This window comes from Paenibacillus allorhizoplanae, assembly GCF_927798215.1.
In the GTDB taxonomy this organism is placed as follows: domain Bacteria; phylum Bacillota; class Bacilli; order Paenibacillales; family NBRC-103111; genus Paenibacillus_E; species Paenibacillus_E allorhizoplanae.
This window is the reverse complement of sequence record NZ_CAKMMW010000032.1, coordinates 35,824-59,287: the sequence shown is the minus strand read 5'-3', so window position 1 is coordinate 59,287 and position 23,464 is coordinate 35,824. Positions and strand designations below refer to the sequence as shown.

The window sequence follows — 23,464 nt, the reverse complement described above, 5'->3', positions numbered from 1 at the left end:
CGTTAGACACCTGTTTTCGCTGTGCGACGAAGAAAGTTGCGCAGCATCTGATGTCCATGCTGGGTGATGATCGATTCTGGGTGGAACTGCACCCCTTCGATCGGATACTCTTTATGACGCAAAGCCATGATTTCGCCTTCAGCGGTTTGTGCGCTAATTTCTAGGCAATCGGGCAAGGTTTCTGTTTTGACAATTAAGGAATGATAGCGTGTTGCAATGAAAGGTGACGGAAGCCCTTCGAATAAGGTTTTCCCGTCGTGGAAAATCTCCGAGGTTTTACCGTGCATCAAGCGCTCTGCGCGAATCACATCGCCACCGAAAGCTTGGCCAATAGATTGATGTCCTAGGCAAACGCCGAAAATCGGGATGATCCCTTTAAAATGGTCAATCAGTGATAAGCTAATTCCAGCTTCATTCGGTGTGCAAGGACCTGGAGATATTAAGATATGGTCCGGCGCCAACGCTTCGACCCCCGCCAAATCAATTTCGTCATTACGACGAACGATGACTTCCTCGCCAATCTCTCCCAAATACTGAACAAGGTTGTACGTAAACGAATCATAATTATCAATCACTAAAATCATTCTAAGCTCCCCTTTCGTCTCAGCCCACTCGGGCTTAAGCTCGGCTCATGCTCCGCTCGCTATACTCAATTGCTTTCCACATCGCTTTGGCCTTGTTCAAGGATTCGATATATTCGCGCTCTGGTATGGAATCTATGACGATCCCCGCTCCTGCTTGAATATGCCCCATCCCTTCAACCGCTACTAACGTGCGTATAATAATATTAAATTCCATATTGCCGTTATAGTCAATCCATCCCATTGAACCCGTGTAAGGACCACGACGTACTGGCTCTAGTTCTTCAATGATTTCCATGCAGCGAATCTTCGGCGCGCCTGTAATCGTACCACCAGGGAAGGTTGCCGCAATGACATCATAGGCGTCCTTACCCTCGGCCAATTCGCTGACGACTTCGGAGACGATATGCATTACATGGGAATAGTATTCGATGACCATGAAGTCTTTCACATGGACGGAACCATATCGCGAGATACGGCCCATGTCGTTGCGCTCGAGGTCGACCAGCATGACGTGCTCGGCACGCTCTTTGTCGTTGTGGATGAGCTCGCCGGCCAGGCGCAGATCATCCTGCGCGTCCTTGCCGCGCGGGCGCGTGCCAGCGATCGGACGCGTCCGCAGGACGCCGTCCTCGAGCTGCACGAGCAGCTCTGGCGAGCCGGAGACAAGGGCGAAGCCTGCGAAGCGCAGCAAGCCCATGTAGGGAGAAGGATTTACGATGCGCAGCGCCTCGTAAATCTCCTCCGGCGTTGTGCGCAGCTGCCGGCTCTGTCTGACCGACAAGTTGACTTGGAACACGTCACCTTGGGAGATGTAGGCTTGGATGCGCTCCACCGCAGCCATGAACTCGGCTTTGTCGAAAGCAGGCTGAATGCCTGCGATGCTTTCGACGTCGATGTGCAGCTGCTCGTGCGCCATCACCGGTTGGTCGGCACCGCTCAGCGGTGTGCCGGACCAGTTGCCGGCGCGGATCGCGTGCCAGCGGACGAGCATGGATTCGGCGCGAGCGTGCGCTTGCGCGTAGAGCTCGCTGAGGTCTGCAGTTGGGGAGCAGGGCATATGCACAGCGATGTACAGGCTCTTCTCCGTATGATCCAAGGTCCACACCTGATCATACATAGCGAAGCAGTAATCAGGGATCGGAAGATCATCCTGCGCTTGCTCTGGCAGTTTCTCAATGGTGCGAATCACATCGTAGCTCCAATAGCCCACGCAGCCACCGACAAATTTGGGCGCACCTTGGACTTTCGGACTATGATAAGCGGACATCCACTGCTTAACGATGTCGAGCGGCTTCCCTTGCAGGTGTGTGATCGTCGAGGTCGAATGACCTTTGATTTCTGCTTTCAAACCTGTACCCCGCACAGTAGAAAAGGGATGCAGCCCAAAGTGCGTATAGCGTCCACCTTTCCCACTTTCAAGTACGAAGGAATCTGGTGAAGCTTCTTTCCATGCGTCTTCCCACGAGGCAATTCGATCATCGGCTAAGCCTAATTTGATTACATACGGCAGCATGTTGTAGCTAGAAGACCACTCCTGCCATTGTTCCACTGTAGTTAAGATCATACTTGCGCTCCTTAAAATCCGTTAATTCGTTGTCCATTAGTATACTCCAACCCTATACAGAAAAAAAGCCCCAGCTGTAATAGCTGAAGGCTTGATCTTTTTGACAATGCAACTTGATCTTATTGCTCTTCGAATTGGTACAAAGGCGTAGAAAGGTAACGCTCACCGTTACTCGGAATTACAGCAACAACACGTTTGCCAGCGCCTAGCTCTTTAGCAACTTTCAATGCTGCGAAAATCGCGGCACCGGAGGAAATTCCGCCAAGAATACCTTCTTCTTTGGCAACACGGCGTGAAGTTTCGAACGCATCTTCGTTCTCAACGGCAATAATTTCATCGTACACATTCGTGTTCAAAATATCAGGAACAAAGCCTGCGCCGATACCTTGAATTTTATGAGGACCTGGCTTACCACCAGAAAGAACTGGGGATGCCGCAGGTTCAATTGCATAAATTTTGATGTTCGGGAAGTTTTCTTTCAAAACGCCACCTGCACCTGTGATTGTACCACCTGTACCGATACCGGAAATGAAAGCATCCAGTTTCCCATCATGTGCGTTGATCGCTTCCACGATTTCAGGTCCTGTCGTTTCACGGTGAACCTTCACATTCGCTTGGTTCTTAAATTGTTGTGGGATGAAGTAGGAAGGATTCTCAGCTTGAAGTTCTTCCGCACGTTTAATTGCGCCCTTCATGCCTTCTGCTCCAGGAGTTAGAACGAGCTGTGCACCGTAAGCGCGAAGCAGGTTACGTCTCTCCAATGACATTGTTTCTGGCATAACTAGGATAGCTTTATATCCTTTAGCTGCTGCCACCAACGCAATCCCGATTCCTGTGTTACCACTCGTTGGTTCTACAATTGTGTCACCTGGCTTCAATTTGCCTTCTTGCTCGGCAACTTCGATCATGGAGATGGCAATACGGTCTTTTACGCTAGCACCTGGATTTTGGTATTCTAGTTTCACATAAACCTCTGCACTGCCTTCTGGTACAACACGGTTCAAACGAACTAGTGGTGTATCTCCAATCAAATCCGTAATGCTTTGTACTAATCTTGCCATAATATTTCCCCTCCAGATTAAGTTTAATGATTTCCGAGTTAATTAGTCGGTATTAATTATACTAATCTTAACAATGCACTTACAGGTTGTCAATCAATTTCTCACAATCCCTTATCGGAGTGTTGGATCCAACACACTAACCTTCCATTTACCCCTTAGTTGAGCGACAAAATCTTTCAATGGAGGTGCTTGTTGCAACGCAAGCTCCCTACGTACATTCTCCCGAATGAACACCAGATCCGGATTCTTTTTGTCCCGTCTACTCTTGAGTAATACGACGGCAAATCCTTGTAAAACAGGGATGGGCTTGCTAACTTCGCCGACCTTCAGCAATTTCGCTGCCTCTAAGATCGGAGCCTCCACAAAAGGATCATCCCCTTCAATCCAACCCAAATCACCACCAGTGTTATTGGTGGCATCATCAATGGATCGATCTCTGGCAAGAATCCCAAAACTCTCCCCTTTGGCTAGTTCCGCAATGACTTTCGTTGCTTGTTCCTTCGTGGATACAATGATTTGCTGAATGTTGTATTCTGTCTCTTGTTCAAACTCATCTGCATGGGACTTTATGTATGTATCAACCTGAGTATCAGAGATGTGAATAGATGCCGTTGCTAGCTTCTCAAGTAACAACTTATTCGATACATCCTCTTGGATCTCCTCCTCAGACATCCCCAATTGACTTTGCATGGAGTCATAAAACTGCTGTTCACTTTCGTACCCTTGCTGCATCCTTTTCAGCTCACGATTGATTTCCGCACTCTCTACCTTAATCCCCGACTCATTTCCCTCTAGGCGAATTACTTCACGATCCAGCATTTGACTTAGCTGCTCTGGGCCATAATGGCGTGCGAGCGCTGATTCGAGCTCATCCATAGTAATTTCACGATTTCCAATTTTGGCGATAACTCGTGTATGCTTTTTCTCACCCTGCTGTTCTGGCTCCGGTGATTGTCTTGGTTCTGATTGGTTGATGGCATGACTGATCAGCAAGGATGCGAGCACGAGAATGCATATCGCCATCGCGATGATGACTCCCCACAATCGCTTTACATTGCGCATCCTATTTCCCTCTTTTACTTCCATATTGCTGCTTGCACCTGTATTCATGAGCTAAATCAAGCAGATTACCACGCTTGCAGATCAATCATCCGTTGTAAATCTTCTCCTTCATACCGGTAAGCTTCATTACAGAAATGGCAAACAACTTCGGCAACTCCCTCTTCTTCCAGCATTTCTTGAAGTTCTTTTTTGCCTAGTGAAATCAAGGTAGACTCCACTTTCTCCCTACTGCATTTGCAGCGGAACATGACGTCCATCTCGTCAAGCTTACGGAAGGAGGGGAGTACGGTTTGTAAAATTTCTTCTAAATTCAATCCTCCGCCTAACATGTGCGTGAACGTCGGGATTTGGCCTAACATCGCTTCAATCTCATCAATTTCACTATTTGTTAAACCTGGAAGCAACTGAATCACAAATCCCCCCGAAGCAAGGATCGTATGGTCCGTATTCACCAAAACGCCAAGCGCGACAGCCGAAGGTGTTTGTTCCGATTTTGCAAAATAATAGGTAAAATCTTCTGCCAATTCACCTGAAATTAAAGGAACACTTCCTTTATAAGGCTCTTTCATGCCAAGATCTTTTGTTATGTATAAAAAACCGTCTGTGCCTACGGCAGCAGCAACATCTAACTTACCGTTCTCTTTGAGAGGCGGATCTACCAAAGGATTATCTACGTATCCACGCACTTCACCCTTCGCATTGGCATCAACCACAATTTGCCCGATCGGGCCATCTCCTTTGACTTGCACAATGAGATGTTCCTCTCCCTTGAGCATTGCAGCTATAAGAAGCGCTGCCGCGGCTGTTCTTCCTAAGGCAGCTGTCGCTGTTGGTGTCGTTTGATGCCTTTGACTAAGCTCTTCCGTTAGGTGCGTCGTCTGAACAGCGAACGCGCGTACGCGCCCATCTAGCGCTGTTCCTCGAATTAAATAATCAGTCATGTCCATGTCCTTCCTTTAAACAACCTAAACATTCTTCTCATAAATCATTTGTAAACCTTGTAAGGTAAGCAAAGGGTTGACGACTTGAATCGTCCGTGACTCACTGGAAATAAGCTCAGCCAATCCACCCGTCGCGATAACTGTAGGATTTACATTAAACTCTTGAATGACCCGTCCGACGATCCCGTCCACTTGGCCAACATACCCATAAATAATTCCCGCTTGCATAGCCGCAACGGTATTTCGACCGACTACACTTTTCGGCTTAACCAGCTCAATGCGGGGCAGCTTCGCGGCTTTCTGATACAAAGCCTCGGTGGAGATCCCAATGCCTGGCGCAATGGCGCATCCCACTAGTTGCCCTGAGGAATCAATATAATCGTAAGTTGTAGCTGTGCCGAAATCGACGATAATACACGGAGCTCCATATAGCTCCAACGCCGCTACCGCATTCACGATCCGATCCGCGCCAACTTCCTTCGGATTGTCTACACGGACATTCAATCCTGTTTTGATCCCTGGTCCTACGATAAACGGCGCCCTTTTCAAGTAGTGTAAGCAGAGGTTTTCCATCGCATTCATCAACGGGGGCACGACAGATGAAATAATGACACCCTCTACTTGCGCAAAGGAAATACCCGAGTGTTGGAACAAACTGTGCAGCTGCATGCCATACTCATCTACGGTAGCCGACCGATTCGTGCTTACCCGCCAATGATGCAAGAGCGTACGTTCTTGGTAGAGGCCAAGCACTATGTTGGTATTCCCGACATCGATAACGAGAATCATAGTGCCGTCTCCTTCCGCTCATTCAGATCTAATGAAATATCGAGCGCTGCCACCGAGTACGTCAGTCGTCCAACAGAAATCACGTCTACACCCGTTTCTGCCATTGCTTTAATCGTTTGCGGGGTGACCGAACCTGACCCTTCTACTACAATATGCGGCGCTTTGCTTTTAATTATCGAAACTGCTTCTTTCATTTGAGCTGGAGCCATATTGTCCAACATGATGATATCCGCATGGGCTTGGAGCGCTTCATGAAGCTGCTCGAAATTCTCAACTTCCACCTCGATCTTCATCGTGTGGGGAATGTTCTGACGAGCTGCTTGAACCGCTTGGGTAATGCCACCAGAGCCTTTGATATGATTATCTTTGATCATAACCGCATCATAGAGACCGAAACGATGATTGTAACCACCACCAACGCGCACTGCATATTTCTCAAGCAATCTGTGTCCAGGCGTTGTTTTGCGTGTGTCAACCAGTCTGGTAGGCAAGCCTTCTAAAGCAACCACAAATTCATGCGTCTTCGTGGCGATCCCCGACAATCGTTGCATCAAATTCAGACTTAATCGCTCGCCCAATAGGATACTTCGTGTATTGCCTTCCACTTCAGCTAGTATGGTCCCTTTATTAACAGACGATCCTTCGACCACTTTTGTTTCAAAACGAAGAGAAGCATCGATCACAGCAAAAACCTCCTGTGCGATGCGAAGCCCACAGACGATTCCATCTTCTTTGACGTGGATAATCCCTTTGGATACTTGTTCCAAAGGGATTGTTGTCAGAGTCGTGACATCGCCAGTGCCGATATCTTCTTCAAGCCAAAGGCGAATTTGCTTCCGAACGATTTCCATATTTATTTCTAACATTCTAGATCCACTCCTCAATCCTATCTTCCCCGCGCTGGAAAACTATATGCTTCCTCCATACCAAGTCATCCCGATCCGGGAAATCTTCTCGGTAGTGACCGCCGCGACTTTCCTCACGGGTTAATGCTGCTGTCGTTGTTAAAAGGGCTACGTTAAGTAAATTAGCAAACTCATACTCTTCACGTTTGGTCATCAACGAATCAAATATCGACAATTGTCTCGCCAATTCCTCATAACCCTTCTGCAAGCCTTTGGCAGAGCGCTTAAGACCTGCGTAACGGAGCATGACTTTCTGAAGCTTCAATTTTTTCTCTACAACGGCTTGATTCGGGATCTCCGTCCGAGGGGCTTCGGAAGCCGAACGGATCTGAATATCCCCTTGTAGGGCAGGTAGCTCTTGGATACGTTCAATAATTCGACGTCCGAATACAATGGCTTCCGATAACGAGTTGCTCGCTAAACGGTTTGCACCGTGTACGCCTGTAGATGAAACTTCACCACATGCAAATAGGCGACGAACTTTGGTTTCTCCGTATAGATCCGTTTTTACGCCGCCCATCATATAATGCGCTGCTGGGGCAACTGGAATCCAATCCGTGCTCATATCGAGTCCATAATTCAAGCAATATTCATATATCGTTGGGAAGCGATGTTTAATCAATTCTTCGGATTCATGCGTAATGTCAATGTAGACAAAGGTTGACTTACAGTTCTCCATCTCGTCAACAATGGCACGTGCGACAACATCCCTTGGCGCTAGCTCTAATTGTGGATGATAGCGCTCCATGAAGCGCTCTCCTTTGATGTTGCGCAAATAGGCACCTTCTCCTCGCACCGCTTCGGAGATCAGAAACCGCGGTGCGCCTGGGTAGCATAGCGCTGTTGGGTGGAATTGAATGAATTCCACATCCTGAATTTGTGCGCCAGCGCGGTGGGCTATCGCAATCCCATCACCTGTAGCGATGTCCGGATTCGTTGTGTAACGGAACAGCTGTCCCGCGCCACCAGAGCAAAGGATTGTGGCGTTGCCACGCACAAACACTCGCTGTCCGTTTGGTTTCTGAACGAGCGCGCCGTAGCATTCGCCGTCTTGGGTAATCAGGTCGATCACAAAGTGGTCGTCCCAGATTTCAATATTCGGATCTTGCTTCGTACGCTCCGAAAGAGCTCTGACGATTTCCGCACCAGTCGCATCGCCATTGGAGTGCAAAATTCGACGCTGACTATGTGCTCCTTCCTTCGTCAAAGCAAATTCCCCGTTCTCTAGATCGAACTGGGTTCCCATTCGAATCAAATCTTGAACGCCTTCTGGCCCTTCATGAACAAGTACATCAACAGCTTCTGTTGAACAGAGTCCAGCGCCAGCGATCACAGTATCCTGACGATGATATTCCGGTGAATCTTCATCTGAGATTACGGCAGCAATCCCGCCTTGCGCATAGCGTGTGTTGCTATCCAGGAGAGATTTCTTCGTAATCATGAGCACTTTTTTAGTCTCGCTGGCACGAAGCGCCGCGAATAACCCCGCTATACCTGCACCAATAACAATTACATCCGTATGTATATGAGGAATAGAATCTAAATCAACATCTACGAGATATCTAGGAATCATGACGTTTCACCTGTTCTCCACCATTAATACCTCGAAAAGCAACGTCAGTTCGTCCACAATTCGCTTCACTTATGGATCGATCTAGCCTTGCTTTACGAGGGCACCTATTCAAAACAAGAGAGTAGCGCATGCTACTTAACTTGTAACATGCGCTCCAAGGACAATCTTGCTTTATCAGCTACGTCTTCTGGTACATAAATCTCTGGTTGCATCGTCTCAAGACACTTCACGATTTTCTTCAAATTGTTCACTTTCATATTAGGGCAAACTAAGTATTTCGTTGCAAAATGAAATTTCTTATTAGGGCTATCTAGACGCAACTGATAACCGGTTCCATCTTCTGTCCCTACAATAAACTCTTGGCAGTCGGACTCTTTGCAGTATTTAATAATCGCCGTCGTGCTGCCTACGAAGTCCCCGAGCTTCACTACTTCTGGGCGACATTCAGGATGAACAACGAATTGCGCATTCGGATATTGCGCTCTCATTTCTTCTACATCTTTAACAGTCAGCATATCATGCGTATTGCAGTAGCCTTCCCAAATGATCACTTTTTTGCTTGTGAATTTTGATACATAGTCACCCAAATTTTTATCCGGTACCCAGATAATCTCATCTGAATCGACGGAATTGATGACATTGATCGCATTCGCAGAAGTACAACAAATATCGGTTTCGGACTTCACATCAGCCGAAGTATTAATATAAGCAACGACTTTGGCATTCGGATGCTGGCGTTTAAGGGCACGTAGACCTTCAACATTCACCATATCTGCCATCGGGCAACCAGCCCGTTCGTCTGGAATAATTACGGTTTTATTGGGTGCAAGAATCTTCGCGCTTTCCCCCATGAAATGAACACCACAGAATACGATGACATCCGCATCGGTTTGTGCCGCCTTCTGAGCAAGCAAAAAGGAATCTCCTCGAAAATCCGCTACCTCTTGAACTTCGTCACGCTGATAATAATGAGCAAGAATAATGGCATTCCGTTCTTTCTTCAATTGCAACAGTCGTTCTTTGAGCTCGCGGTTTTGTTCCGCTTTGCGCTCTAATGCTAAGGCTTCCATGGTGCTTCCTCCCCTATCTGGGACGTAAGAATCGTCTCAATCGTCTATCTAAAAGTAGTATGATCTAAAAGCAATAAAATTAGAGATTTACAACTAATTTACACATTCTCACATCGCCTGTCAATGCGCAAATACATTGAAAAAACTCGGAATTCCGCGCACACTGGACGTGTACAACGGATTTCCGAGTTCGCATTGCAACTTACTCTTCTGTTTGATCCGGCTTAATCTCTTTAACTTCTTTGTCTTTGTCAAACTCCAGCTTATTGCTTTCGCTAGCTTGGCTTTGACCTTGAATAGTAACCTTAACATCTTCCTCATCGGTGCTAGCGTTAAGCTTGCCTTTTTCCAAGAGTTCGATGATTTCGTCTTTATCCAACGTTTCTTTCTCTAGCAATGTTTTGGCAACAAGGTGGATCTGATCCGCATGCTCTGTAAGAATCGTGCGTGCACGTTCGTAGCACGTACGAATAAAGCTTTGCATTTCCTGATCAATCTCATAAGCAATCGCATCACTATAATTCTGCTCATGACCGATATCGCGGCCCAAGAACACTTGACCTTGGGAGCTGCCGAACTGCATCGGTCCAAGCTTATCGCTCATCCCGTATTCCATAATCATGCGACGAACGATTCCCGTTGCTTTCTGGAAGTCACTGTATGCCCCAGTGCCAATTTCTCCGATGAATAATTCTTCGGAAACACGACCACCCAGGAGTCCAGTTACTTTATCCAGAAGCTCGTTCTTCGTTTGCATCATGCGATCTTCGCCTTCTTTAGGCAGCATCATCACATATCCGCCAGCGCGTCCACGAGGTACGATCGTAACCTTGTGAACCATGTCCGCATTCTCCGCATGATAACCGATAATCGCATGACCCGCTTCGTGGTACGCTACGATACGTTTCTCAGTTTCGGAGATAATACGACTTTTCTTCTGTGTACCTACGATAATACGGTCAAATGCTTCTTCAACTTCCGCCATCGAAATATCTTTACGATTACGACGAGCTGCAATCAAAGCTGCTTCATTCAATAAGTTCTCAAGATCAGCACCCGTAAAACCAGTTGTATAACGTGAAAGTGAATCTAGCTTCACATCTTTAGCAAGCGGTTTATTACGCGCATGAACTTTCAATACCGCTTCACGGCCTTTGATATCCGGGCGATCCACCGTGATTTGACGGTCGAAACGGCCTGGACGCAATAAGGCAGGGTCTAGAATATCAGGGCGGTTCGTTGCTGCTACGATGATAATACCTTCGTTCGCGCCAAATCCGTCCATTTCAACAAGCAATTGGTTGAGTGTTTGCTCACGCTCATCATGTCCGCCGCCCAAACCAGCGCCACGTTGGCGACCAACCGCATCGATTTCATCGATAAAGATAATACAAGGTGAATTCTTCTTCGCATTCTCGAACAAGTCACGAACACGGGATGCGCCGACACCGACGAACATCTCAACAAAGTCAGAACCAGAGATACTGAAGAAAGGAACGCCTGCTTCACCGGCAACGGCACGAGCAAGTAGCGTTTTACCTGTTCCTGGAGGACCATTCAATAGAACACCCTTAGGAATTCTAGCGCCAACTGCTGCGAATTTACGAGGATCCTTAAGGAACTCAACAACCTCGATTAATTCTTGCTTCTCTTCATCCGCACCTGCCACATCTTCAAATGTGACACGTTTCTTCTCCTCGTTATATAGGCGCGCACGGCTCTTGCCGAAGTTCATCACTTTACCGCCGCCGCCTTGCGCTTGATTCAATAAGAAGAAGAACAAAATGAAGATAATGACGAATGGAATAATGGACGTAAGAAAGCTAATCCAAACGCTATCGCGTTCCATCGGCCCGTACTCTTCCGAAGGTACGCCGTTCGCTTCAATCATTTGTACAACTAACGGCTCATAAGGAGCATGTGTTTCAAAGCTCTTCTTATCCGCGCCATTAGGCGGGTTAATATACTTACCCTTAATCGAATAGGTATACCCATCAAACTTTAACACTACGGACTCTACATTTTTGTTTACAACTGCTTGTCGGAATTTATCGTAAGTGATTAACTCCTTCTGTTCATTCTGGGTACTGATGAAATGAACGATCCCCACGGTAACCAAAAATATAAGCAAATAAAAGCCGGTATTCCGGATAATTCGATTCATAACGAGCCTCCTCTCAAACGGCACACAATTATTATTTTACCACACCCCGGTAAAGCGCTACAACATTACTGCCTTAGTGCGCCTGCGGACGTGACACTAGCTCGAATAGATCTCTGGTTTCAATATGCCGATAAATGGAAGGTTACGATACTTCTCTGCATAATCCAGACCATATCCGACAACGAACTCATCTGGTAGCACATAACCCGCATAATCAGGTTCAAGCTCTACCGTTCTGCGTGCCGGTTTATTAAACAGCGCAACAACCGAGATTGTCTTAGCATTGCGACGTTCTAGCACATCTATCAGATAACTTAGCGTTAAGCCACTATCGATAATATCTTCCACGATCAGGATATGACGTCCTTCCACGGGTACATCAAGATCTTTGATAATCTTAACAACTCCAGAGGATTTCGTGGATTGACCGTAGCTGGATACCGCCATAAAATCAATTTCCAAAGGTACTCTAATTTGCTTTACAAGATCCGCCATGAAAATAAAAGCGCCCTTCAGCACACAAATAACCAATGGATTCTTACCTTCGTAATCAGTGGAAAGCAATTCCCCTAATTCTTTGATCTTGCCTTGAATTTGTTCTTCACTGTAAAGTACTTCTTGAATGTCGCTGTACAAGGATGAACCCCCTAGATTATATTATGAATCCTTATAAATTTACATTCTAGAAGAACGAAATTTACGTATGTTCCTGCAGCACTAGCTTCATATGAAGCACACGTTCTGTGTCTGGTCCGACCAAAGCGTGTTTGGACCTACGAAATCCAGCAATCCAGAGAATCCGTCCGGATGCGTCGACCAGTAGTGGGATAACCTCACGCCGAGTTGGTGGCATTTTGGCATCAATGAACATATCCTTTACCTTTTTGGACCCGTTTAAACCAAGTGGTTCCAATCGGTCTCCCGATCTTCGGCTTCTCAAACAAAGTGGCAATTCTACCTGGTCTGCATCCAAAAAAACGTCGCCATTATGGTCTAGTGATGAAGCAGCTTGCTCATACGAGCTTAGAGGCAGCCATGAGTAGATCAATTTGGCGTTCATGTCCGGGAGGTCCAGCTCACTTGATGCTAACAGGATCTCATAAGCATAAGGCTTAGGATCTGGTGCATAGGTCTGAAATTGAATAGATCCATATTCTCTCACAATATAAATCTGTTCATCCACCTGAAGGAATTGATTCGACATCTGATCTTTAATCATTAACTCACGCACGCGCTCAATTCGTGTAAATACCAGCCGTTCCCTTTCCAAACAAAGACAGTTTAATATTAATTTAATCAAACGCCTTTGTAAAGCAACGTGAAGCTCGGTGAAATCACTCCGATTTAAGCGGCAGACGTTCGACTGCAATGACACGATTCGGCGAAAAATCTTATCCGTTTCTGCATCCAAATAATCATTCTCAGCTTGCATCACATCCGTCAATCGATTGAGTGACTCTGGAAGTTGTTCATTATACTGTTTCAGCATCGGCATAAGATCTAACCGAATCCGATTGCGGAAATACTTCCGCAGCTCATTGCTGCTGTCCTTACAATAGGCAATTTCATGCTGAGCGCAATAATTCACAATATCTGATTTGTATATACGTAAAAAAGGACGAATCAGTTCCACTTTTTTTTCGCGCCTTCGTTCTGGCATGCCAACTAACCCCGATGGGCCTGTCCCACGCAAGATTCGCATCAACATCGTTTCCGCTTGGTCATCGGCATGATGGGCCAAAGCGATCCGTTGTGCACCATACTGGTCAGCGACTTGATGGAGAAATTCATATCTTTTCTCCCGCGCTGCCGCTTGGCCATTTAAAGAAGCTTCCTCTATATAAGCAGGAACATCAATAACTCCAATTTCACAAGGAAGTGCTAGCCCTGCCGCAAGCTCCGCAACGAAGTCTGCTTCCGCATCCGATTCCTTGCCCCTAAATTGATGATTCACATGGGCAACAACGATCGACCACTGATGGGCATCTGCAAGACGAAAAAGGACATGCAACAGCGCCACCGAATCAGGTCCCCCTGAAACCGCGACGACAATCACATCCCCTGCATCTGCAAGCATTTCTTCCTCAATTCGTCGTTCCACTCTGGCAACAAGATCCGTTTCCATCTCGCATTCCTTTCGGCCTTTTCTTACCCTGCCTACCAATACATATAAATCGTTGCTCCACAAATAAAAATAGATGCAGCAAAGCATATTTTAAGCCATGGCATTTTCAGCGTCGACTGAGCGACCTTCTTACCTGCAATCAGCTTTTTCCATTCCACAATTGCTTCTTCCGACGTATTAAACTCGCCGCGCAGAGCTTTATTCAGAAAAGGTGCCAACTGAGCAGCAACTGGATTTTCCCGCATGATTGACGTTAATTGATCTAACTCACGGTTTTGAGGGAGTGTTTTGATAAAGCCAGCGAAGCGTTTGCGGTGATCTAGTGTTTTTAATAGTAAAATAGCAAATGAAAATAGATCGTAGCTTTCCTCCGCAACCCGTTCCCCCATATTCCAAAAACCGCGATCGTAAACTTCTGTTAATTGTTTTATCGCTCGTCCCTTGGGTGATACGCCCCCGAAATCAATAAGGTCCACATCGCCATAGTTAGATACAATCATATTCTCGACCTTCAAGTCTCCAAATACATACCCACTCCTGTGGATTTCAGTGAGCTTTCGCAATAGATTCGTGCCTATCACATAGATCCAATCTTGACTGCGCTTATGTATAAATTCGGAAAGAGTCACACCCTCAATATATCGCATGACATAGAAGGAAATCCCTTTTCCTTGAATCATCATATCATCTGAATCAATCAAAAAGTTCTTAAAAGAATTCTCTTTCATCGAAATAGCAAGTAGGGAATTGATCTCTGACTGATGGTCAACCGTTTCATATCCTGCTTTAAGCGCAAATCTAGCGTTTCCCCTTCGGACAAGAGCAACAATGCCATTGGAGCCTGCACCTAGTAAGCGTTCGACCACATACACATGGCCATTCCACTTCCCCTTAATTACAGCCCCTGGGCGAAAGGCCTCATCATACCACGTAGTCACTCAGCATCCCTTCCTCAGTCGTCTTTGGTGAGAAAGGCTTTTCTGTCACGAACTGCAACGTTTGCAGCAGCGCTGGACCGGTTGGTGTCGTACCCTTCATGTTTATTTTATAGAACATCTTGTCGACATTTGCAAGCTGATTCGTCCAACCATGATCCATTTCTAGTTCCTGATCACTCGATTTGGTAGATGGAAAATGGAAAACAGCAAGCTCGCTCACGCCACTTCTGGCTCTTAAACTAAGCAAAAGGTCATGAATCGCTTCACGTACCGCGGCAAGCTTCGGCTTCATACTAGCACTTGCATCTATTAAAAGGGCAACACGTAGCGACGTGGTTTCACTCATATTATCAATAACTTGTACAACCTCAGCTCGCTTCTCTGGTGGCAATTGCTCCAGTTGTGAAATCCCTAATATACTTTGCAACTCTTTGCCCACAGCATGCTGGATGGTCGCATTCACAGTTTTGCGTGTCATCATTTGCACCGTATGCGACAGCTGTTCGGAATTAACAATCCGACTCATGCCACCGCCTGCTGCTGCAATCTCTCGAATCTCTTCTGAGCCCAATACGCCTAACTCCCCATGATCAATCACACCAATGACATTTACTGCAACACCCTCTGCCTGCGCTTGTGCCGCCGCTATCACGGGACTTACGCCAACATTGGAACAACCATCTGTAATCAATAAAATTTGCTTCATCATGAACTTCTGCCTCCCTGGCCGATAAGATTCGCTCTCTAGTAGTTTCTTATCCTAGTTTTTCCATTTATGAGAGTGTCTAATCATCTTGCAGGTAGGGATTGCGAAAGGTATTTACTCGATTTTATCCTATACAGCCTATGATAAGCACCAAATAAGCAGGGGGCATCCCCCTGCTTATTGTAGTGATAGTCAATCGCGATTAAGTTAGCGTCTCCTCCGAACTTTCCTTCCTAGTATAATACCAAACAACACGAAGGTTAGGCCCGCAAGCTTGACATAGAGATGGCTAGACTCACCCGTGACCGGCAATGTTGCAGGCACCATAGTCGGAGGATTCACAACACCAGGATCGGAAGGTTTAGGTGACGGCACCGTCGCAGCCGGTGGTGAAGGCTTAGGTGACGGCGTAATAGAAGGACTTGGTGTTATACTTGGTGTCGGTGATGGTGATGGTGTCGGTGTCGACGATGGCGGTGGTGTCGACGACGGCGGTGGTGTCGGTGTCGATGATGGCGGTGGTGTCGGTGTCGATGTTGGTGGTGGTGTCGGTGTAGTAGTCGGCGGCGGCGTTTTACTATTCGTATACGTCACCCTTTTATTCTCCGCCGCTTGTAGTGTGAACGGTTGATCACTCCCATCTAGGATATACCCACTAGGAGCTGTCACTTCCTTAATCACATAGTCACCTGCAAGCAAGCCTTGGAAAATAGCAATCCCTGCTTCGTTCGTCGTTTGCGTTTGTATGACATTGGTCGTTTCACCAGACTTCCGACTTAGCTCATATTTAGCGCCGCTAAGCGGTAATTCTCTATTCGTTGCATCAACCTTTTTGACTTCTAAAGACCCGCGGACACCATTCCCTGTGCCTGAGCCTGTGGATACGCCAACCACGATATTTTTAACTGTTTCTATCGGGATCGTTGTCAGATTGCTCGCGCTGAAATTAACCACATTGGTGACAGACTCTTGGTCGCGGGCCGCAATGACAGATTGATATTCCAACACAAAGGCTGTCGAAATGGGACTCTTGAATTTTAAGCGGAACGTCTGATTCCCTTCTGTATCCGTCTGAATATCAACTGTATAGCCGACATCCTTTACTAATTCGACATCCTTGGTCAAATCACCATTGGCAGCTACCTTCATACTGTATAAAAGAAAAGAATTCGATAGCAGGACTTGATTTCTAGATGGTCTATCGAAAATTTCCGCATCCCACAGCTTCGATTGTCCCTGATTAACGGTTATTTTCCAATCGATCTTATCACCGCTTTGTGAGCCATTCTTACTCACATATTCCCCACCATGAGGGATATTTACGCTGGCACTAAGATTTCTAGACACCGGGGATTGCCCATCATATACCTTAGCCGTATTAGCAACCGTACTAGGAATCAACTCTCCCTCTAAACTTGTTTTAAACACGATTATATAGGCTGTTGAAAGGGGTTCGTGGAACGTAACAACAAGCTTGTTCTGAGCATCAAGGCTTACCCCATAGCGGGAAGCGTCTACGACTGTGCCTGGCGATGGGTCGCCATCTACAGAAACGTCCATGTTGTACACAACAAGCGAGCCATCAACGAACTTCTGATTCTCTTGTAAGACATCCTCGATTCTCGGTGAAGCAATCTCCTTCTCACTGTAGTTAACACCTACTGTCCAAGTTAGCTGTTTATTCACCACATTATAATTACCATATTTATAACCACTGTTAATATATTCATCTCGCGCATAGAAAGCGGCCCCAACGGTTTGCGAATAGGTCACTTCATCCGTCGAACTCCAGTCCATCTGAGCCGTATTATGGAAAATGGCTGTACTATCTTTCGGGACAATCCAAGTCAAATCAAAATTCGTTTGATAAGTGATGATAACTGGCTGCGTTAGAGGCGCTGTAAAGTTTATTGTAAAGCCATCATATTTACTCACACTGTTATCCAAGGTGAAATCGGCGGGACTATGCAATGTCTCATTACCCTGCGTTATGACTAAAGAATCCTCTATAAAGTACATACCCTTATGAGGGAACGTATCCTTCACGACAACATGATTCATAATCTGGCTGCTGCCGTTTAATTCAATTTTCCAACCTACCTTCTTTTCGATATAGTTGGCCGCTCCTACGTTTTTAATTAGACCTACTTGTTTAGTATTCTGTGATGCACTGCTATGCTCCTCCGTCCATATTGTCACCTCATTCGTGATGACAACATCAGCGACGATTGGGCGGGTAGCTTGGGTTTGATAATCAATTCGATACGCGCCAGTAATAGCCATTTTAAATTTCAACTTAAAGATGTTGCCGCTCTCACCCATCGGTGTAATAGTATACTGGTCGGCTGACAGAACAGCGCCGCGAGTCTCATTGCCCCCTGCATCAAAAGTCACCGGATACACATGAAGAGATCCCTCCATAAGTCGATGCGGCACACTCACAGTGTCTATGATATAAGCGTTTTCTTCACTAATCGATACCTCTCCACCGTTGTAAAGAACGCTCCAATCTATTTTCTGCTGAATCGCTTGATAATCCGTAATTTCTTTCTTGAGTATACTTCCTCGTTGCACTGCAACTGTTGACGTTGCTTCAACTGATGACGTATGACTTCCACCAAACTTGGCAGTATTCGTGAATGACGACTTGCTGAGGTCAGTAATATTGGTTACATAGTGAATCCGGTAAGCCGACGTCATCGGGTTGTTTGTGAAATGAACCGTCAACACGCCTCCAGTTGTGCTCACTGTATACTGACCACTATCCAGTTCTGCCCCCTGTGTGACAGTGCCGTCCAGTTGCACATTCAAAGCATAAACTTTGACTCCTGTTGGCGTGGATAATCCCTCCACGTTCGGATCTGTCATTACAGCATCCTGAACCGTATCCAGTGATTTGTTCACATCCACCGTCCAATTTATCGATTTGGCATTGTAACCTTGAGGGACACCTGATTTACTAATCGTTGAATCCACGTTAGGCCTGAACTTTATGGTAAATATCTGGTCGCCGCTTCGAACAGGAATCACAATTGTTTGTTCCGTAGTCCCTGTTATTTGGCTCTTATTAAATTGCGTAAGGAAGCTCAACGTTCCCTTCAAATTATCATGACTCTCAATAAATTCGTTAAACGTAATCACCACATGATGACTATCTTTATCGGCATGGAAATTTCCAACAGTAGAACTGTTGTCTATGACGAGAGCACCGCTTACATTATTGAATAACTCAAACTCTTGCGGCAGCGTAAAAGTAAACGTATCCCCGTTATGGTAGCCATGACCATTCGGCAAAGACCAAGTGTAGTCCAGCTTAGCTTGAGCATTCTGGTTATACACATTCCCCGTTACCACTTGCCCATTACTATCGTATACCGCTAATGTGACACTATCGAGGATGTTGCCCGATATTTCAGTTGCATTCACCTGGCTAGATAAGGTAATCCCATAAAGACATTGCATAAACATAAGAAGAGCAATTAGCAAAGCCTTTGTTTGTTTCTTCACCATCTTTGTTTAGACCTCCATTTCAGATATGTACCTTTTCATTGAAAAGAAAGAACATTTATTTTCCTTTTGATACAAATTGTATCATTTTTGACAAGCGGGTAGTACACATGTTTTGAAAATATGTAATATCCATCCTTTCTATACGTGAACTTCTAACTATTCAACTAATTTCCCTTTCACAATTAAGCGATGCGTCGGGTCTACCATGGGATCACACGTAATTAATGTAATTTCCCGATTACTATCTTTGCTCTGCAAGACCCACACATCTGTAGGTAGAACATATAACTTTTCATCTACACGGTAGACGAATTTATTGCTCCCTGTATCTACTTCTAATAAATCACCAGGAACAACTTCATCTAAGCGATTAAAATTTTTACCATACGTCAAATTCCGATGCCCAGCAATCGCATAATTGCCTATTGCACCAGCTTTTCCTGTATTCGCAATACTAGCAACTGCGATTTTCATATTATCCATGGTCGCACCAGATAGAATGGGGAGCTTCAAATCAATTTTATCAATACTCAGAACCCCCTCCATGTTCTTTGGTTTCGCAGGGGGAGGCTTGGCTGTCGCCACAACCTTCACAACCGTGTCGCTCACGCTTGTGGGCTTTGCGGATTCAGACACCAATGGTTCGTTGATCCATACACTTGCATCTGGTGAGGGGGTCACATCACTCCCAACGGGTGTAGCCTTCGAACCTCCTGCAGCAAGTACCTCCACATTTTCCTCTCCGGGCAACTGGTCCATCGCTTGCATATTGTCTTGCCACTGTTTCAAAATCTGATGTTGTTGATAAGTTTCATATCGATCATTTATCGTGGGATACAGAAACAGGCATACTCCCAGAAGTATGAGCAATATGGCAAACATCCTCCTGATCATTCAATTAACCGCCTTTCTTGACTCAAAAACCGCGCCGGCAAATGAGCCGGCACGGCTTATTAGAACCTTTAACTAACTGTTTTCGGACGCTCCATGCGTGTAATACCCGGCCAACGGAACGTCGCCCATTCCGGCTGCCGCTTCTCAATACGTGCTACAACGACTGTCATATCATCCTGAATTTCCCCGTGATGATGGCGGAAAATACGCTCCAATAAGCAATCCGCGAAATCCTGCGGTAACGTCGTATCAATTTCCTGAATCATCCGCTTCATCCACATCTCCTTGTTCACAGCATGGCCCGGGGCATCAAAGATACCATCAGTCATCATCACAAGGATATCTCCTGATTGCAGAGGTATGGAGACCAGATCGACATCAATCTCACTCAAGATGCCTACCGGCAAATTGTTGGCCGAGATCGGAATAACCTCCGTGCCGCGCTTAATAAAGCTTGGCGTAGAGCCGATCTTCATGAATGTCGTATTGGCACTGTACATATCAATCAATGCCATATCCACCGTGGCGTACATCTCATCCGATGAACGCAGCATCAACACCGAGTTCAGCGACTTGATCGCTAACTTCTCGTCCATTCCTGACTGCAGCAGCTGCTGCAGGATGCTAAGCGCCGTTTCGCTCTCCGCGCGCGCTCGCTCGCCATTCCCCATGCCGTCGCTCAGCGCAACGGCATACTTGCCATTGCCCAGCTCCACCGTGGAGTAGCTGTCGCCGGAGAAGAGATCGCCTCCCTTGGCAGCGCCGGCGACTCCGGTTTCCACCTCGTATTCCTTGGCGGAGCCGAATACGACCGTGCTGTAGCCCTCGCCGCGCGTGTGCATTTCCTCACGCATCACGGCGACATTCTCGCCGATGATTTCGCTCAGAAGCGGCGCGATGATCTTACGACATTCATCAAATCCCTTCGTATATTGATGGATGATTTCGATTTCGATGTTGCCTTCGTCTAAGGAAATCACATCGATCGTATGAATAGATAAGCCAAGCTCCTCTAGGGCATTACGAATTTGCTCTTCTTGGAGGAACAACTCCTGTCCTTCCCTTTTAATTTCCTTCGCTAAGTCTTCCATAACTTGCGAAACACCTGACAATTGGTCGGCAACAAGATGCCGGCTATCGATGATCTGCTTTTTCCAATGCCTGTCATTCTTATATAAACTATATTGCTGCTTCATCACATCTAGCACTTGTTCCGTACGGATGCACACCTTCTTCCACTCAGGTGGAATCTGTTTCTTCGTCATACTCTCCTTCGTCTCGATTTGGCTCATCATATCCGTCATATACGTGTAAGTTTGATAGAATTTCTGATCCCAGCACTGGCTCTTCTTCCAACAAGACTCACACGCCTTCTGGGTGACAGCATTCATGAAATGTCCGACATCTTCCTCCTTCCGACTCACCTCATCTTCAGTCGTTAGCTGTTTAAAGCTGCGCGCCAACTGGCGGAATACCTCAGAGAATTGCTCAACGCGACCAGCCGTCACATCCCGCACACGCTTCGCATAATCCTGCTGCGATTTCAGATTCTCTTGGGTACCAGGCACATACTTAGCAAGCATGAGAATAACGCTGCGCGGCGTAAGAAGGAACAAGGCAACAGCCGCAAGAGATTCCCAGGCCGAATTGATCATATCCACACTAGAACCCATATAGAAAGATAGAATAACCGAGCCGATCAGCATCCCGAAGGCTACCATTAAGCGATTCCCCTCTTTAAGGAGACCTGCGAGCATACCAGAGAATGCAAGTAAACTCATCTGATAGATCGCATTGCTATTCGCAAGACTCAGGATAAGCCCTGTGACAACACCAACGGACGCTCCGAACGGCGCTCCTCCTACCAACGCAAACAGGAGTATCAAGTAACGCGATAGCACATGCTCTACCGTGACAGGACCCACAAGCCAACCAACCGTACCTGTCATGACCGATGCCAGCAAAATAATTAAACAAATAATTTCCTCATGTTTCAGATGATAGTTTTTGCGGGTAAGCGTGAATACAGGGATCGCTTGAATGAAAATGAGCGTCAGCACCAAACTCAGCAACGCTTCCACAGTAAGCATCATCAAGGAGTACCACGTTAAGTTTGAAACAACCAGCTCCGCAAAGAGCTGCACGAGGAACGTTGAGCTAAAAACGAGGATCGGCGCTAACGAAACGTCTGAGCGTTCATATTTCTCAAGTGCCTTCTGGATCAGTAGGAAGATAACGATTTCTGTCACTAGATAACCGGTGTTCCCATTCACCGCAAGCAAGCTACCAGCAAATGCAGCAATACCCACCCAATGCAAGATATCCTTTCTTGTAAAATAGATGACTGCGACAAACGCCAAAGCAAATGGTGATAACTGTTCCAGAATCATCGCCCGACCGAGCAAGAAGCCCATAACGATGAGCAGTAACGACCACTTCTTAGCAACAAAAGCTTGTACCCATCGATTCTCCACAGCTGCACTGTGAACACCTACTTTTGCTTTCTGCCAAATTCCCGACCATCCGCTACCCATCACCGCGCCTAAGCTTCGTCTTTGCATATTCTCGAACACCATCCATTTCTTCCCTTATTTGTTACTCTAGTATAGAGACAATCTAGCAGAAAGTTTGTCAGAATGAGTTGATAGATTCAAAGAAATTTCCGACATGTCCTGATAGCCTTGTCAACAGGCCCCAGCCCTTGCCAGCTCTAGGTTCCTTAAGTTGAAAACGTTTCCAAAAGTCTGATTACCTCGAAACTACGCGCCGCATATGAGGGAGATACCCGTAACTCCATGTCGATTGATTTTCATTGTTTTTGCCGGACTTGTCGCACATGACAAAGAAAAAACCACATTCGCTGGAGCGAATGTGGTTCATCATCTGCATCTATTAGTCTCTTCTTCCGCCTCGGCCACCGCGTTTGGACTCGGTGTTCTTCTTCAAGGACGAAATCCGCTCTTCACTATCTTTTAGGAAACGAGATACTTTATCTTCGAACGAAAACGGTCTAGCTCCGCCTTGCTGCTTGTTAAAGCCGCCGCGACCACCACCGCCACCACCACGATTGAAGCCACCGCCGCCACCTGGACGACCGCCACCACCACCTGGAGCACCGCTTGGAGCACCACTACGGTCTCCACCGCTGCTTGGACGACCACCTTGGTAACCGCCGCTTGGACGATCTCCACTAGGACGACCTTGATAGCTGCTGCCACCTGTACGTTCAGGACGAGCTGGTCTTTCCTCAACTGGCTTGTCAATCGTTTGCTTGATCGACAGTCCGATCTTGCCATCCTTGTCCACGTTAATTACTTTGACCGTTACCTTGTCTTCTAGCTTCAAGTGGTCATTAACGTCCTTCACATAATTGTCCGCGATCTCCGAAATGTGAACAAGACCGGTAACTCCTTCAGCAAGCTCGACGAATGCTCCAAAGTGAGTAATCCCCGTCACTCTTCCCTCTAACTTGGTGCCAACTTCAATTGCCATAAAGTAAAATGTTCCTCCCTTAAAATGTTGAAAACACTGGCTACGCCGATTATAACCGATGCAGAAACCACGGTCAACACGGCATT

General features: G+C 46.4%; 18 protein-coding genes. All 18 read right to left on the bottom strand.

Going from position 1 to position 23,464, the window contains the following annotated elements; genetic code table 11:
* Positions 1 to 2: 2 nt before the first annotated feature.
* Complete coding sequence (gene pabA / locus L6I86_RS32015) at positions 3 to 584, bottom strand: aminodeoxychorismate/anthranilate synthase component II (RefSeq protein ID WP_236292806.1); 582 nt, start codon at positions 582 to 584, stop codon at positions 3 to 5.
* Positions 585 to 618: 34 nt separating this feature from the next.
* Entirely contained in the window at positions 619 to 2,148 is a 1,530-nt protein-coding gene (locus L6I86_RS32010; protein ID WP_236292804.1) for an anthranilate synthase component I family protein, read from the bottom strand.
* 119 nt (positions 2,149 to 2,267) lie between these two features.
* Positions 2,268 to 3,209: a cysteine synthase A gene (cysK, locus tag L6I86_RS32005; protein ID WP_173120980.1), complete on the bottom strand. Its 942-nt coding sequence runs from the start codon at positions 3,207 to 3,209 to the stop codon at positions 2,268 to 2,270.
* Positions 3,210 to 3,320: 111 nt separating this feature from the next.
* Positions 3,321 to 4,271, bottom strand: a complete 951-nt coding sequence (locus tag L6I86_RS32000; protein ID WP_236292802.1) for a peptidylprolyl isomerase — start codon at positions 4,269 to 4,271, stop codon at positions 3,321 to 3,323.
* A 65-nt stretch (positions 4,272 to 4,336) separates the two neighbouring features.
* On the bottom strand, positions 4,337 to 5,212 hold the full coding sequence (hslO, locus tag L6I86_RS31995; protein WP_056617909.1) for an Hsp33 family molecular chaperone HslO: 876 nt from the start codon (positions 5,210 to 5,212) through the stop codon (positions 4,337 to 4,339).
* Positions 5,213 to 5,236: 24 nt separating this feature from the next.
* Entirely contained in the window at positions 5,237 to 6,001 is a 765-nt protein-coding gene (locus tag L6I86_RS31990) for a type III pantothenate kinase (protein ID WP_056617913.1), read from the bottom strand.
* A complete protein-coding gene (gene nadC / locus L6I86_RS31985; RefSeq protein ID WP_236292800.1) occupies positions 5,998 to 6,867 on the bottom strand; it encodes a carboxylating nicotinate-nucleotide diphosphorylase in 870 nt (289 codons plus the stop codon). The genes L6I86_RS31990 and nadC overlap by 4 nt, the downstream gene beginning before the upstream one ends.
* 1 nt (position 6,868) lies before the next feature.
* Positions 6,869 to 8,479: an L-aspartate oxidase gene (gene nadB, locus L6I86_RS31980; protein WP_236292798.1), complete on the bottom strand. Its 1,611-nt coding sequence runs from the start codon at positions 8,477 to 8,479 to the stop codon at positions 6,869 to 6,871.
* A 131-nt stretch (positions 8,480 to 8,610) separates the two neighbouring features.
* On the bottom strand, positions 8,611 to 9,549 hold the full coding sequence (nadA, locus tag L6I86_RS31975; RefSeq protein WP_056617922.1) for a quinolinate synthase NadA: 939 nt from the start codon (positions 9,547 to 9,549) through the stop codon (positions 8,611 to 8,613).
* Positions 9,550 to 9,751: 202 nt separating this feature from the next.
* Complete coding sequence (gene ftsH, locus L6I86_RS31970; RefSeq protein ID WP_056617926.1) at positions 9,752 to 11,713, bottom strand: ATP-dependent zinc metalloprotease FtsH; 1,962 nt, start codon at positions 11,711 to 11,713, stop codon at positions 9,752 to 9,754.
* Between the two features lie 96 nt (positions 11,714 to 11,809).
* Entirely contained in the window at positions 11,810 to 12,349 is a 540-nt protein-coding gene (gene hpt / locus L6I86_RS31965; protein WP_056617930.1) for a hypoxanthine phosphoribosyltransferase, read from the bottom strand.
* Between the two features lie 61 nt (positions 12,350 to 12,410).
* Entirely contained in the window at positions 12,411 to 13,838 is a 1,428-nt protein-coding gene (gene tilS, locus L6I86_RS31960; protein WP_236292796.1) for a tRNA lysidine(34) synthetase TilS, read from the bottom strand.
* A gap of 32 nt (positions 13,839 to 13,870) precedes the next feature.
* Positions 13,871 to 14,776: a protein kinase domain-containing protein gene (locus L6I86_RS31955; RefSeq protein ID WP_236292794.1), complete on the bottom strand. Its 906-nt coding sequence runs from the start codon at positions 14,774 to 14,776 to the stop codon at positions 13,871 to 13,873.
* Positions 14,760 to 15,482 carry a vWA domain-containing protein gene (locus L6I86_RS31950; protein WP_057313332.1) on the bottom strand — a complete coding sequence of 241 codons (723 nt, stop codon included), beginning with the start codon at positions 15,480 to 15,482 and terminating at the stop codon, positions 14,760 to 14,762. The genes L6I86_RS31955 and L6I86_RS31950 overlap by 17 nt, the downstream gene beginning before the upstream one ends.
* 207 nt (positions 15,483 to 15,689) lie before the next feature.
* Entirely contained in the window at positions 15,690 to 18,992 is a 3,303-nt protein-coding gene (locus L6I86_RS31945) for an LPXTG cell wall anchor domain-containing protein (RefSeq protein ID WP_236292792.1), read from the bottom strand.
* 156 nt (positions 18,993 to 19,148) lie between these two features.
* Positions 19,149 to 19,781: a class D sortase gene (locus L6I86_RS31940; protein WP_236292791.1), complete on the bottom strand. Its 633-nt coding sequence runs from the start codon at positions 19,779 to 19,781 to the stop codon at positions 19,149 to 19,151.
* Between the two features lie 173 nt (positions 19,782 to 19,954).
* Positions 19,955 to 22,447, bottom strand: coding sequence for a stage II sporulation protein E (spoIIE, locus tag L6I86_RS31935; RefSeq protein WP_236292789.1), 2,493 nt, complete (start codon positions 22,445 to 22,447; stop codon positions 19,955 to 19,957).
* A 331-nt stretch (positions 22,448 to 22,778) separates the two neighbouring features.
* Positions 22,779 to 23,378 carry a S1 domain-containing RNA-binding protein gene (locus L6I86_RS31930; RefSeq protein WP_056617944.1) on the bottom strand — a complete coding sequence of 200 codons (600 nt, stop codon included), beginning with the start codon at positions 23,376 to 23,378 and terminating at the stop codon, positions 22,779 to 22,781.
* Between the last annotated feature and the right edge of the window lie 86 nt (positions 23,379 to 23,464).

Excerpts from the sequence above, each read along its gene's own strand:
- spoIIE (WP_236292789.1), bottom strand. The coding sequence starts at position 22,447 with ATGCAAAGACGAAGCTTAGGCGCGGTGATGGGTAGCGGATGGTCGGGA.
- L6I86_RS31945 (WP_236292792.1), bottom strand. The coding sequence starts at position 18,992 with ATGGTGAAGAAACAAACAAAGGCTTTGCTAATTGCTCTTCTTATGTTT.
- pabA (WP_236292806.1), bottom strand. The coding sequence starts at position 584 with ATGATTTTAGTGATTGATAATTATGATTCGTTTACGTACAACCTTGTT.
- L6I86_RS31950 (WP_057313332.1), bottom strand. The coding sequence starts at position 15,482 with ATGAAGCAAATTTTATTGATTACAGATGGTTGTTCCAATGTTGGCGTA.
- hslO (WP_056617909.1), bottom strand. The coding sequence starts at position 5,212 with ATGACTGATTATTTAATTCGAGGAACAGCGCTAGATGGGCGCGTACGC.
- L6I86_RS31930 (WP_056617944.1), bottom strand. The coding sequence starts at position 23,378 with ATGGCAATTGAAGTTGGCACCAAGTTAGAGGGAAGAGTGACGGGGATT.
- cysK (WP_173120980.1), bottom strand. The coding sequence starts at position 3,209 with ATGGCAAGATTAGTACAAAGCATTACGGATTTGATTGGAGATACACCA.
- L6I86_RS31990 (WP_056617913.1), bottom strand. The coding sequence starts at position 6,001 with ATGATTCTCGTTATCGATGTCGGGAATACCAACATAGTGCTTGGCCTC.
- nadB (WP_236292798.1), bottom strand. The coding sequence starts at position 8,479 with ATGATTCCTAGATATCTCGTAGATGTTGATTTAGATTCTATTCCTCAT.
- nadC (WP_236292800.1), bottom strand. The coding sequence starts at position 6,867 with ATGTTAGAAATAAATATGGAAATCGTTCGGAAGCAAATTCGCCTTTGG.
- nadA (WP_056617922.1), bottom strand. The coding sequence starts at position 9,549 with ATGGAAGCCTTAGCATTAGAGCGCAAAGCGGAACAAAACCGCGAGCTC.
- tilS (WP_236292796.1), bottom strand. The coding sequence starts at position 13,838 with ATGGAAACGGATCTTGTTGCCAGAGTGGAACGACGAATTGAGGAAGAA.
- L6I86_RS32000 (WP_236292802.1), bottom strand. The coding sequence starts at position 4,271 with ATGCGCAATGTAAAGCGATTGTGGGGAGTCATCATCGCGATGGCGATA.
- ftsH (WP_056617926.1), bottom strand. The coding sequence starts at position 11,713 with ATGAATCGAATTATCCGGAATACCGGCTTTTATTTGCTTATATTTTTG.
- L6I86_RS32010 (WP_236292804.1), bottom strand. The coding sequence starts at position 2,148 with ATGATCTTAACTACAGTGGAACAATGGCAGGAGTGGTCTTCTAGCTAC.